Origin of the sequence: Streptomyces sp. XY006 (assembly GCF_002237655.1) — a bacterium.
Classification (GTDB): domain Bacteria; phylum Actinomycetota; class Actinomycetes; order Streptomycetales; family Streptomycetaceae; genus Streptomyces; species Streptomyces levis.
In genome coordinates this window covers 213943-226310 of sequence record NZ_NOKT01000005.1, presented here as the reverse complement: position 1 = coordinate 226310, position 12368 = coordinate 213943, and the positions used below count along the sequence as shown (strand labels likewise).

Here is a 12368-nt window from a genome sequence, read left to right as displayed (position 1 = left end):
GGGGGTGCGCCCGCACAGGCGCCGTAGTGAAGGGGCGAACAGGTGACGGCAGACGCGTCCGACGCGGTCGAGGTACGGAACGCGCTGCTGCGCCTGCGGCGCGCCACCGGTCTCCCGGTGGCCTTCGGCGGCCTGCTGGAGGCCGGACGGCACATGCGCATCAGCGAACTCAGCGGCACGGCGACCCACGCCCTGCGGTCGCTGGTGGTGACGTCCGGGACCGGTCTGGGCGGCAAGACGGTGGCCCTGTCACGGCCGTGCGTGGTGACGGACTACTCCGCCTCGCGGCAGATCAGCCACGAGTACGACGCCCCGGTGACCGCCGAGGGTCTGCGTTCGGTGCTGGCCGTGCCCGTGGTGGTGCGGCACCGGGTGCGCGGGGTGCTGTACGGGGCGCTGCGCACGGCTCAGCCGCTGGGCGGGCGGATGCTGGACGCGGCGGTCGAGGCGGCGCGGGACGTGGAGCGGGCGCTGGTCGTGCGCGACGAGGCCCGTACGCTCGCCGCCGGCGGCGGGGCGGGCGCGGGCTGGGAGCAGGTGCGGGAGGCACACGCGGCCCTGCGGGCGCTGGCCCCGCGGATCGCGGACCCCGGGCTGCGGGCCGAGCTGCTCGGCGCGTGCGCGCTGCTCGCGGCCGACTCCGGGGCGTCCGGACCGGCTCCGCGGGTCCGGCTCGCGCCCCGGGAGGTGGACGTGCTGGCGTGTGTCGCCGCGGGGGCGACGAACGCGGTCGCCGCGGAGCGGCTCGGGGTGACGGCCGAGACCGTGAAGGGGTATCTCAGATCGGCCATGCGCAAGCTGCGGGCCCGGACCCGGGGCGAGGCCGTGGTCGCCGCCCGCCGGGCCGGGTGGTTGCCGTAGGTTTGAGGTGTTTTCCACCCTGCCGGTTCGTTCGGCGGGCCGACCGGTTACCGAGGGGGCGCGCAGGGCGCGTTCCGCCGCATTCGGCGGGCCGGCGAATTCGTCCTCCGGCACGGGTTGTTATTTCCCTCACCACACCGTCCGTCCGAAATTCAAAGAGCCGTTGCCTAATATTGGCCAGGACACGACACAGGGAGGACAGAGGTGACCGCTCGACGGGACTTCCAGGAGCCTCCCAGAAGCCGCCCCGACCTGGTCATCGGACGGGAGGAGCTGTTCGCCTCGGCACGTGACCAGCTGGGCCGGGGCGGCAGTGTGCTGCTCCACGGCCCGGCCGGAATAGGAAAGTCGACGGTCCTGCGCGCGCTGGCCGCGGATTACGGCGGTCCGGACCGGACCGTGTTGCGCTGCTCGGCCACGGAGTCCGAATCCCATCTGCCCTTCCTGGCCCTGGCCGATCTGTTCGGTCTGGTCCTCGACGAGATCTCCGGCCACCTGCCCGCCGCCCAGCGCACGGCCCTGGAGTCGGCGCTCACCGGCCGCGGCGAGTCGACCCTGCAGCGGGACGGCCTGGCGCTGCGCCTGGCCGTGCTGTCGGCGCTGCGGGTCCTGGCCGCCAAGGGCCCGGTGCTGGTCGTCGCCGACGATCTGCAGTGGCTGGACGCGGCCAGTGCCGAACTGCTCGGTTTCGCCGCCCGCCGGCTCGGCGACACGCCGGTGCAGATGCTCTCGGCGGTGCGGACCGAGGGCGAGGAGTACGACGGCCATCTGCGCGCGTCCCCGCCGGACACCCTCGCCGTGCGGCTGGGCCCGCTCACCCGCACGCAGGTCTCGGCCCTGCTGGACCACCGCGGCTACACGCCCCTGTCCCGCTCCACGATCCGCGACATCCACCGCACGAGCGGCGGCAACCCCCTCTTCGCCCTGGAGCTGGGCCGCGCCCTGGCCGAGAGCCCGGCCCGGCCCCGGCCCGGCGAGCCGCTGCCCGTGCCCACCTCGCTGCGGGCGCTGGTGCTCAGCCGCCTGGAGATGCTGTCGGACGAGGCCCGCCGCACCCTGCTGGTGGCCAGCGCGGGTGCCCGGCCCACCCTGGCGCTGCTGCACGCGGCCGGGCGGGAGCACGCCGAGGCCGAGACGGCCCAGGCCGCCGCCCTGGGGCTGCTGACCACCGACCCGGAGGCCCCGGCCCTGCGCTTCGCGCACCCGCTGATCTCGGCCGCGCTGTACGCGGAGGCCCCCGCGCAGGAGCGCAGGGCCGTGCACGCGGCGCTGTCCACGGCGGCCTCCGACCCCATCGAACGGGCCCGGCACCTGGCCCTGGCCGCCACCGGCACCGACCCGGAGGTGGCGGCCCGGCTGGCCGAGGCCGGTGCGCTGGCCCGGGACCGCGGCGCCCCGTCCGTGGCCGCCTCGCTCGGGCTGCTCGCGGCCCGGCACACCCCCGCGGACAGCGTCCCGGGGCCGGACGAGCGGCGGCTGCAGGCCGCGGAGGACGCGATCACGGCCGGGGAGGCCGATCTCGCCCGGGACATCGCCCGGGACGTGCTGACCCGCGCCACGGTGCCGGCGGAGCGGGTGCGGGCCTGGATGGTGGTCATCGAGGCCGCCGGGCAGGCGCTCGGCGAGGTCGACGCCGTCTTCCCGCAGGTGCTGGCCGACGCCGGCGATGACCCGGGGCTCCTCGCGCTGGTCCACTACCAGCTGGCCTGGCGCGGCCTGGTCGTGGAGGGCGACTTCGCCGAGGCCCGGCAGGAGGCCGCCCACGCGGCGGAGCTGGCCGCGCGCGGCGGCGACCGGCGCACGGAGCTGATGGCGCTGTCCTTCCAGGCCTCCACCGAGACCCTGATGGGCCACCCGGACGCGCCCGCTACGGTCAAGCGGGCCCTGAAGGAGCCCCAGGACCCGTATGTGGCCTGCCATCACAACGGCGCCGGTTCGGCCCGCTTCCGCTGGCTGATCATGAGCGACCAGCTGCCCGAGGCCCGCGCGACCATCACGGCGCTGCTGCGCGAGGTGCGGCGGCGCGGCATGGTCGAGAGCGAGGTGCACTTCCTGCGCTTCCTCGCCGACACCGAGCTGCGCTCCGGGCACTGCGGCCGGGCCCTGGACCTGGCCCGCGAGAGCCTGCGCCTGGCCCGGGACTCCGGGATCGGCGAGGGTGCCTCCGCCATGCTGACCTCCCTCGCGGAGGCGTCCGCCGGGGACGTCGACCGGGCGCTCGCCCTCGCCCGCGAGGCGGCGGACCACGCCGAGGTCGACGGCGACCAGATGTACCTCTCCCGCGCCCTGGCGGCCCTGGGCTACGCCCAGTTGGTGGCCGGGGACCCGGCGGGCACGGTCCGTTCGCTGCGCCGGGTGCGGGAGCTGGAGCAGGGCCTCGGCATCAACGACCCGGCGCGCGGCCGCTGGCACGGCGACCTCGCCGAGGCCCTGGTCCGCATCGGCGAGCCGGGCGAGGCCCAGGACGTCATCGACACGGCCCGGGTGCACGCGCTGCGGCTGGGCCGGGAGAGCGTACTGGCCGTGCTGGACCGGGCCGAGGCGCTGGTGCGGGCGGCGCGCGGCGACCACGAGGCGGCCGTGGCCCGGCTGACGTCGGTGCAGCACCGGCTCGGCCGGCTCGGCTACGGCCTGGAGGAGGCCCGGGCCGCCTTCGCGCTGGCGCGGCTGCGCGACCGGGCCGGCGCCCACCCGCGCCCGGGCGGCCCGGGCCAGCCCGGGCCGGCGTCGTACGACGAGGCCGCCCGGCTGTTCCGGCGCTGCCGGGCGCTGCCCTGGCTGCGGCAGGTCGACGCGGCCGTCACGGCCGGACCCGCCGCGGTGGAACCGGCCGCCGTCGCGCCGCCCGTGGCGCTCGACGCGCTGGAGGGGCTCGCCTCGATGGAGCGTCAGGTCGCCTCGCTCGTGATGGAGGGCGCGACCAACCGGGAGATCGCCGGCCGTCTGTTCATCAGCGTCAAGACCGTCGAGGCGACCCTCACCCGGGTCTACCGCAAGCTGGGCATCCGCTCGCGCGTGGACATCGTCCGGCTGGCCGCGGGCCGCCGCAGCACCTGACCCGACCTGGGTTTACGGCGCCGCACCGAGGGTTTTCCCTGCCCAACTCCCTTAGGGGGTTCCCTCATTGGGGGCGCTCGCCGCCGAGCCCTAGCTTAAGGGCGTGCCGCTCGCCGGGCACACGGAGATCCGAACAACGGCGTCAGGGTCCCCGTGCTCCACCCCACCCGCGCGACCCCCCACCGGCAACTCCCCAAGGAGACCCATGTTCGGGCTCAACGCCGCCAAGAAGGCCGCCGCCGTCGTCGCGGCGACCGCTGCCGCCGCCACCACCGCGCTGCTCGCCGCCCCCACGGCCGTGGCCGCCCCCCAGCCGATCGTCGGCGGCACCACGACCACGACCACCGCGTACCCGTTCGTCATGCAGATCACGGACGCCTCGCAGAGCCAGTTCTGCGGCGGCACGCTGGTCTCGCCCACGAAGGTGGTCACCGCCGCGCACTGCATGGTCGGTGAGACCACCAGCAGCGTCCGGGTCGTCGGCGGCCGCACCTACCGCAACGGCACCAACGGCACGGTCAGCAGAGTCAGCCGGATATGGATCCACCCCGGCTACACCGACGCCACCAACGGCGACGACGTGGCCGTGCTGACCCTGTCGACGTCGATGCCGTACACCCCGGCCAAGTACGTCTCCTCGGCCCAGACCTCGGTGTACGCGGCCGGCACCACCGCCCGGATCCTCGGCTGGGGCACCACCTCCTCCGGCGGCAGCTCCTCCAACCAGCTGCGCACCGCGACCGTACCGACCGTGTCCGACTCCGCCTGCGGCAGCTCCTACGGCTCCGACTTCGTGCAGAGCGACATGGTGTGCGCCGGATACACCTCCGGCGGCGTGGACACCTGCCAGGGCGACAGCGGCGGTCCCCTGCTCATCGGGGGCGTCCTGGCAGGCATCACCTCCTGGGGCGAGGGCTGCGCCCTGGCCGGTTACCCGGGTGTCTACACCCGGCTGACCACCTTCTCGAACCTGGTCACGACGCAGGTGAACTCGTGACCCGTTAGCTCCTGAGCAACCCTCAGGTGAAAGACCAGGGGGCGTTGCGGGCCTCCACGAGCGGCCCGCAACGCCCCCTCTCCATGTCCGGCCCCGGCGCCGGGGCGTTCACCTGCGTACGGTGCCGAACCGGATGTCGTACGACGTGCCCGGGTGCATGATCCGCAGCATCCGCTCCCCCTCGGCGGTGACCTCCTCGCGCCGGGCCGTGCCGAGCGGCTCGAAGGGCTCGATCACCAGCGCGTCCTGCTCCAGCCGCCACAGGCCCGCGAGGAAGCCGTCGACGAGGAGTGTGCAGTAGGCGATGTTGCCCTGCCAGCTGCGGCCGCGGTGCTCGGCCGGGACGACCCGGGTGCGGTCGGCGTGCGAGAGCAGCAGGTTGTCGAACTCGGGCAGGAAGCGCGGCGGTGCCGGGGTGTCCGGGTCGGGGCGCGGGGCGTCCGGCAGGTCGAAGAGTTCGACGCCCCTGTCGTCCCGGAAGGTCACCAGCCGGGGGTGGAGACGCTCGAAGGCCTCGCCCAGGCGGGTCAGCCCGGCCCAGGTCTGCATGTCCCGCACGGAGGCCGGCCCGAAGGCGGCGAGGTAGCGCAGGACGACCGCGTCGGGCGTGGCGGGCTCGCCGGCCGGGCGGCCGAGCCACCGCTCGGCGGTGGTGAGGCTGACCTGCCCGCTCCTGCCCCACAGGCCGCGCGGGGTGACCTGCACGAGCGGCAGGCGGCAGCGGGCGGCGACGGCCAGGGCCTGCGGGTCGGCGTCGGGCCACTCCCGCAGCAGGGCCTCGCGCAGCTGCTTCATGGTGCGGGGCTCGGCCTCGACGAGGTCACGGGCCAGGTGGTCGAGCCGGTCCAGGTCGACGCCGGTCAGGCCCTTGCGGAAGTTCGCCAGCTCCCGGTCCATCGCGGGCTGCGTCAACGGCCGCAGGGCCAGGCAGTCGGCTGCGGTGTGGGTGTGGATCGTGGAGCGCATCGTGACGATCCGGACGACCTCGCGCTCGGCCATCAGCCCCGACAGCTCCTGCGGCGCGAATCCGTCGAGCCGGGCGGCGAGCGCGTAGTACGGGGGCTTGACGTTCTGCGCCTGCAGACCGACCAGGTGCTCGACGGCGCCGGCGGCGGACATCCGGGCGGGCCGCAGGAGCAGCTGGCGTTCGAGGGTGGCGCGGTTGAGGGCCCGGGTGCCGAGCTGGGGTGCCGTACGGGTGACGCTCCGCTGCGTGTTCGTCATGCCAGGCACGGTAGCCGGGCTTGCGGACAGCTTCTGTCCGCAAGCCGGCCCTGCCCTTTCTACCCCTCCATGATTCCGCCCTGGCGTATGACCTGTTCCGTCCAGATGATCTTGCCGTTGCCGGTGTAGCGCGTGCCCCAGCGCTGGGCGAGCTGCGCCACGATCAGCAGGCCCCGGCCGCCCTCGTCGGTGGTCCGGGCGTGGCGCAGGCGCGGTGCGGTGCTGCCGCCGTCGGAGACCTCGCAGATGAGGCCGCGGTCCCGGATCAGGCGCAGGCAGACCGGCCCGGTCGCGTGGCGGATGGCGTTGGTGACCAGTTCGCTGACGATGAGTTCCGTGGTGAAGGCCAGCTCCGGCAGGCCCCACTCCTCCAGCCGCCCGACGGCGAGCGTGCGGGCGTGGGCGACGGCGGCCGGGTCGCTGGGCAGGTCCCAGGAGACGACCTGCTCGGCGGCCAGGACCCGGGTCCGGGCGAGGAGCAGGGCCACGTCGTCGGAGGGCGGGCCGGTGAGCAGGGCGTCGATCGCGCCCCGGCCGAGTTCCTCCAGCTCCGGTGCCCGCGCACCGAGGGCGTGCCCCAGCCGGTCGAGTCCCGGGTCGATGTCCCGGTCGTAGGTCTCGATGAGGCCGTCGGTGTAGAGGGCGATGAGGCTGCCCTCGGCCAGTTCCACCTCGACGGACTCGAAGGGCAGGTAGCCGAGGCCGAGGGGCGGTCCGGCGGGCAGGTCGAGGAGGTCCGCGGTGCCGTCGGGGGCGACGATCACGGGCGGCAGGTGGCCGGCCCGGGCCAGCGTGCACTGCCTGCTGACGGGGTCGTAGACGGCGTACAGACACGTGGCGCCCAGGAACGCGGCGCCCGCGCCCTCGTCGCCGGCCGGCGCGGGCTCCCGGTCGCCGTCCGCCCCGAGGTGGCCGATCACCAGGTCGTCCAGGTGGGCCAGGAGTTCGTCCGGGGGCAGGTCCAGATCGGCGAGGGTGCGGACCGCCGTGCGCAGCCGTCCCATGGTCGCCGCCGCGTTCATGCCGTGCCCGACGACGTCCCCGACGACCAGGGCGACGCGGGCCCCGGACAGCGGGATCACGTCGAACCAGTCGCCGCCCACCCCGCTGGGGGCGTCCGCGGGCAGGTACCAGGACGCCACCTCGAGCGCGGAGCCCCCCGACAGTTCCTGCGGCAGCAGGTAGCGCTGCATGGAGCGGGCGGCGGCACGCTCGCGCGTGAAGCGGCGCGCGTTGTCGACGGACACGGCCGCCCGGGACACCAGTTCCTCGGCGAGACGTACGTCGTCGTCCTCGAACGGGCCGGTGCGGTCGGTGCGCGCGAACGTCGCCACGCCGAGGGTGACGCCGCGGGCCCGCACCGGGACGACCATCAGCGAGCGGAAGCCGAAGTCGCGCAGGGTCGAGCCGAGCGACTCGTCCTCCGTCACCCACGCGCTGGCCGAGAGGTCCAGGACGCGCTCCACCAGCGTCCGGCTCTCCCTCAGGCACCGGGTCACGGGCGACAGCGCGGCCCGCCGGACGGTCTCTCCCACGGCCAGACTCGCCTCGGGGCAGCCCTCGCGCACCGACTGCTGGCCGGCGCGGCGGATGACGGGCGTCATGCCCACCGGGCCGGGGGCCGGCTCCTCGCCGCGCATGACCGAGTCGAGCAGGTCGACGGCGACGAACTCGGCGACGGCCGGGACCGCCTCGTCCGCCAGTTCCTGCGCGGTCCGGGTGACTTCCAGGGTGCTGCCGATCCGCGCGCCCGCGTCGTTCAGCAGGGCCAGGCGTTCCTGCGCCCGCCAGCGTTCGGTGACATCGACGACCATGTAGGAGACGCCGACGGTGCGGCCCTTGCGGTCCCTCATGCCGAAGAAGGAGGCGGAGCAGGCGCGGACCCGGCCGGGATCGAGGTGGTCGGGGGCGCGGTACTCGTGGTCGAGCACCGGTTCCCCGGTCTCCAGGACCCTGCGCATCTGCTTCTCGAAGGCCTCCGCCTCGGCCTCCGGCAGGATGTCCCGCACCTGCCGTCCCAGCCGTCGTTCGAGCGGGATGAGGCGCTCCAGCGACTCGTTCACCCAGACGTAGCGCAGGTCCGCGTCGAGCACGGCCATGCCGACGGGCGCGTCGGTGAGGAACGGCGCCACCATCAGCCGGCTCACGCCGCCGCCCGGCATCCGCCAGAAGGCGCGTTTGGGGGGCCGGCCGACGAACCTGCCGAAGAGCAGCGCGGCGGCGGTGGCGACCAGGACGCCCGGGACCATCTCGTAGATGCCCGACTCCATCGGACCGAGCAGGGGGTCGATGTGGTCCCAGAGCAGGACCGTGGCCGCGCCCGACACGATCCCGGCCATGGCGCCCGCCCACGTCATGCGCGGCCAGTACAGCGAGAGCAGCACCACCGGCCCGAAGGCGGCCCCGAAGCCCGCCCAGGCCTGGCCGACGATGTCCAGCAGCCCGCCGCCTCTGAGGGCGATCACGTAGGCCACCACGATCACCAGGACGACGGCGCCGCGCCCGACCCGCACCAGGGTCCGGTCCCCGGCCCGCCGGTGCAGGAACGCGCGGTAGAAGTCCTCGGTGAGGGCGGTGGAGGACACCAGGAGCTGGCTGTCGGCGGTCGACACGATCGCGGCCAGGACGGCGATCAGCAGCACGCCGGCGACCCAGGGGGTGAACAGGGTCCGGGTCACGGCGATGTACACCGTGTCCGGGTCGCCGAGCGGGACGCCCGGCTGCGCGATGCCCACCAGTCCGACGAGGGTGGCACCGGCGAGCACGATGGTCACCCAGGCCGTTCCGATGCGGCGGGCCGCCGGGACGGACCGGGTGCTGCGGATGCCCATGAAGCGGGCCAGGATGTGCGGCTGGCCGAAGTAGCCGAGGCCCCAGGCGAGCAGGGAGACCGTGGCCACGGCCCCGAGCGGCCCGCCCGCCGACCACTGGCCGTCCGCGTAGCCGACGGCGGCCCCCATGTCGAGCAGGTCCGGGTTCCTGGCGTCGACGTCGTCACCGAGGGCCCCGAAGCCGCCGAGCACCGTGACACCGGTCAGCGGGACCACGAGCAGGGCCAGGCACATCAGGGTCCCCTGCAGCACGTGCGTCGTGCTCACGGCGAGGAAGCCGCCCAGGCCGGCGTAGACGACGATCACCAGGGCGGTCAGGGTGACCCCGAGGCCGAAGCGGACGTCGAAGACCTGCTCGAACAGCACGCCCCCGGCCACCAGGCCGCCGGCCACGTAGACGGTGAAGAACACCAGGGTGACGGCGGCCGATACCAGTCTGAGCATCCGGGTGCGGTCCTCGAACCGCTCCTCCAGATAGGCGGACAGGCTCACGGCGTTGTCGGCGCGCTCGGTGTAGGTGCGCAGCCGCGGGGCGACGAAGAGCCAGTTGAGGTAGGTGCCGACGGCCAGTCCCACGGCGATCCAGGCGGCGCCGAGTCCGGCCGCGTAGACGGCTCCGGGCAGCGCCAGGAAGAGCCAGCCGGACATGTCGCTGGCGCCGGCGGACAGCGCCGCGACGAAGGCGTTGAGCCGGCGGCCGCCGAGCGCGAAGTCGGTGAACGTGCGAGTGCGGCGGTACGCCCAGACACCCGTCCCGATCATCGCGGCCACGTACACGAGGAACATGGTCAGGATCGGCGCACTCACATCGAGCATGTGGTCCTCGCCTGCGCGGCTCAGGGAACGGGCAGGGCCGTCGGCACGCCTGGCATTTTGTCTGCCTCTTCGCCTAAATGTACAGATCCAGGACGCGTCAGGGGCAGTCGTACGTGAAATGGGTGGTCAGGGTGCGGGGAGCGGGGGCCAGGATGCGCAGTTCGGCCCGGGCGGTGTGGTGCCCGGTCCCCTGGAAGGTCCACCGCAGATGGAGGCGGGCCTGCTGCCGGCCCCGGACCGTCACTTCCTTCAGCACGCCCGAGGCGGTGCCGTCGCTGCGCACCCAGCGGTAGGACAGCGTGCCCGGGCGGCCGTTCGTGGTCACGAGGCCGGTGATGTGCGCGGTGCCGCCGCAGCCCAGCACGTCCGGCCTGGCCGTGACGGCCACGTCTCGGACTTCGAGCGGCGGTCCGAGGCGTGGCCAGGCGAGGTACGCGAGGACGCAGAGCAGGACCAGGGCGGGCAGGGCATGCCTGCGCAGCCGCCGGGGCGAGGGCGCGGGGGACGGCGGCGGTGCGGCGGCGGGCGCCGGGTGCGTGCGGTGCGCGACGGCGGCCGTCACCCCCGGGCCGAAGCGCAGCACGCTGCCCTCGACGCGGTCGGGCCGGGCCGGCCGCCCCTCCCCCGTGCCCTGCTCGGCGAGGGTCCTGTCCTGCCCCGGCCGCACGATCCAGTGGCTGCCCAGCACGGTGGCGCTGTACTCGGCGTCGTCCTGTGGGTTCATCGCAGGTCGCACCTCCTGGTGAGGAGCTGCTGGGAGGCGCCGCCGTCGGCGGCGGCGGGGGCCGTGGTGGCCTGCACCGTCCAGTAGCAGCCGGAGTTCAGGAACGTGTGGTCGACGGTGAGCGTGTACTGGGTGGCGCCGCTGCGCTCGAAGGTCTGGGGCGCGCCGTCCGGTGTGCCCGGCTCGCCCGCCGTGCCGCCCGCGTACCAGGTGACCGTGATCAGTACCGGACCGGTGCCGTCCGTGGTGACGCCGAGGGTCGCCGTGGCGGTCGTGGGGCCCGTCTGGCGGAAGGAGGTCACGGAGACGTCCTTGACGGCCGGACTGACGGGTCCCGCCGGTTCGGTGGGTGAGGCGGACGCGGTGGCCGGCGGCTCGGCGGTGGGCTCCCCGCCCGCGGCGGTCTCGTCGCCCCCGGTGCCGCCGCCACCGGCCGGGGTGCCGGAGGCCGGGGGCCCCGCGGTGCCGGTGGCCGACGCGCCGGACGGGGACGGGGTGGCCGACGGCGAGGGGTCTGCCGGGGCGGTGGACGTGGCGGACGGTGCCGGTGACGCCCCCGGTGCGGCGGGCGACGCCGACGGCCCCGGGCCGGTGCCGGTGGTGGCCAGGGCCGCTGCCGCCCCCTGCCCCGCGGTGCCCGGGCCGGACGGGAGCCCGTGGGTCAGGAGGGCGGCGAGGAGCACGGCGGCGGCCGACACGAGCAGCCCGGCCCGGCCCGGCAGCCACGACCGGGCACCGCCACGGCCCGTCGCGGGCGGCCGGCCGAGCACCGTGCGCGCGGAGTCCGCGGTGCCGCGGGGCGCCTGCCGGGCCGAGGGCAGCAGCAGCGGCAGCAGGGCCACCAGGGCGGCGAGCCGGCCCCGGCCGCGCTCCTCCCAGTCGGGGCCGTAGGCGGCGCCGGCGGCGGACTCCAGTTCCGCCAGGAGGTCCTCGGCCCGTGCGGGCCGCTCCCCCGGGTCCTTGGCCAGGCCCCTGCGCACCAGGTCCCGCACCGCCTCGGGGGCCTCGTCGGCGGGGACGGGCGCGTCGACGTGCTGGAGGGCGAGTTCCGCGAGGTTCTCACCGGTGTACGGCTTGCGGCCCGTCAGGCACTCGAAGAAGGTGGCGGTGGCCGCATACACGTCGGCGGCGGGCGAGGCGGGGGCGCCGGTCCACTGCTCCGGAGCCATGTAGGAGGGGGTTCCGGCCACGCCCGCGCTGCTGCCCGAGTCGACGGCGATGCCGAAGTCGACCAGCTTGGAGGAACCGTCCCGCGCGACCAGGACGTTCTCCGGCTTGTAGTCGCGGTGGACGACGCCGACGCGGTGCGCGTCGGCCAGACCGAGCAGCGAGCCCTTGAGGACGACGAGCGCGGCCTCCGGACCGAGCGGGCCCTCGCGCCTGAGCAGCGCCCGCAGGCTTACCCCGTCGACCAGCTCCATCACGATGGCGGCGCCGTCCGGGCTCTCCACGTACTCGTACAGGCCGGCGACGTTTGGGCTCTCCAGTCCGGCGAGCAGCCGCGCCTCGGCCCGGAAGTCGTGCACGAAGCCCGGCCGGGTGCGCAGGGACTCGCTGAGGTACTTCACGGCGACCGGGACGCCGGTCTCCTCGTGGACGGCCAGCACGACCCGTCCGCTCGCCCCGGCACCGAGTTCGAGCGACTCGGTGTATCCGGGCACTCCCCATGTGTTCATCGCATCCCCCCGGGCCGCCGCTCGGCAGGAGCCGGCCGCACTCGGAGACACATTTTTCGGCCATCGCGGTTGCATGGCCAGACCGAGGCGCCGGACGTGCCCGGACCGTGACCGGCGGTGGGGGCCACGGCCTCGGTCTTCCCGGCCTTGGCCACGCAGGCGCGGCCGGAGGTGCCATGGAG

At 75.0% G+C, this 12368-nt stretch carries 7 protein-coding genes; 3 read left to right on the top strand and 4 right to left on the bottom strand.

What is annotated here, in order from left to right; translation table 11 throughout:
- Positions 1–42: 42 nt before the first annotated feature.
- The 3 genes from CHR28_RS08610 (at position 43) to CHR28_RS08600 (ending at position 4915) form a co-directional block, all read left to right on the top strand.
- On the top strand, positions 43–861 hold the full coding sequence (locus CHR28_RS08610; protein ID WP_094052902.1) for a helix-turn-helix transcriptional regulator: 819 nt from the start codon (positions 43–45) through the stop codon (positions 859–861).
- 204 nt (positions 862–1065) lie between these two features.
- Positions 1066–3918 (top strand): helix-turn-helix transcriptional regulator, encoded by a 2853-nt coding sequence (locus tag CHR28_RS08605; RefSeq protein WP_094052901.1) that lies wholly within the window; start codon positions 1066–1068, stop codon positions 3916–3918.
- A 205-nt stretch (positions 3919–4123) separates the two neighbouring features.
- The gene (locus tag CHR28_RS08600; protein WP_094052900.1) at positions 4124–4915 is read left to right on the top strand and encodes a S1 family peptidase; all 792 of its coding nucleotides are present in this window, start codon (positions 4124–4126) and stop codon (positions 4913–4915) included.
- A gap of 108 nt (positions 4916–5023) precedes the next feature.
- On the opposite strand, the gene CHR28_RS08595 is transcribed toward CHR28_RS08600, so the two are convergent.
- The 4 genes from CHR28_RS08595 to CHR28_RS08580 form a co-directional block, all read right to left on the bottom strand.
- Positions 5024–6139 carry a winged helix DNA-binding domain-containing protein gene (locus CHR28_RS08595; RefSeq protein ID WP_094052899.1) on the bottom strand — a complete coding sequence of 372 codons (1116 nt, stop codon included), beginning with the start codon at positions 6137–6139 and terminating at the stop codon, positions 5024–5026.
- Between the two features lie 59 nt (positions 6140–6198).
- Complete coding sequence (putP, locus tag CHR28_RS38760; RefSeq protein ID WP_094052898.1) at positions 6199–9786, bottom strand: sodium/proline symporter PutP; 3588 nt, start codon at positions 9784–9786, stop codon at positions 6199–6201.
- A gap of 97 nt (positions 9787–9883) precedes the next feature.
- Positions 9884–10510 (bottom strand): hypothetical protein, encoded by a 627-nt coding sequence (locus CHR28_RS08585; RefSeq protein ID WP_094052897.1) that lies wholly within the window; start codon positions 10508–10510, stop codon positions 9884–9886.
- Complete coding sequence (locus CHR28_RS08580; RefSeq protein ID WP_094052896.1) at positions 10507–12186, bottom strand: serine/threonine-protein kinase; 1680 nt, start codon at positions 12184–12186, stop codon at positions 10507–10509. Before CHR28_RS08580 ends, CHR28_RS08585 begins: the two co-directional genes overlap by 4 nt.
- Between the last annotated feature and the right edge of the window lie 182 nt (positions 12187–12368).

What these genes read in the sequence shown, in the direction of transcription:
- CHR28_RS08600 (WP_094052900.1), top strand. Translation starts at nt 4,124, where the DNA reads ATGTTCGGGCTCAACGCCGCCAAGAAGGCCGCCGCCGTCGTCGCGGCG.
- putP (WP_094052898.1), bottom strand. Translation starts at nt 9,786, where the DNA reads ATGCTCGATGTGAGTGCGCCGATCCTGACCATGTTCCTCGTGTACGTG.
- CHR28_RS08580 (WP_094052896.1), bottom strand. Translation starts at nt 12,186, where the DNA reads ATGAACACATGGGGAGTGCCCGGATACACCGAGTCGCTCGAACTCGGT.
- CHR28_RS08595 (WP_094052899.1), bottom strand. Translation starts at nt 6,139, where the DNA reads ATGACGAACACGCAGCGGAGCGTCACCCGTACGGCACCCCAGCTCGGC.
- CHR28_RS08585 (WP_094052897.1), bottom strand. Translation starts at nt 10,510, where the DNA reads ATGAACCCACAGGACGACGCCGAGTACAGCGCCACCGTGCTGGGCAGC.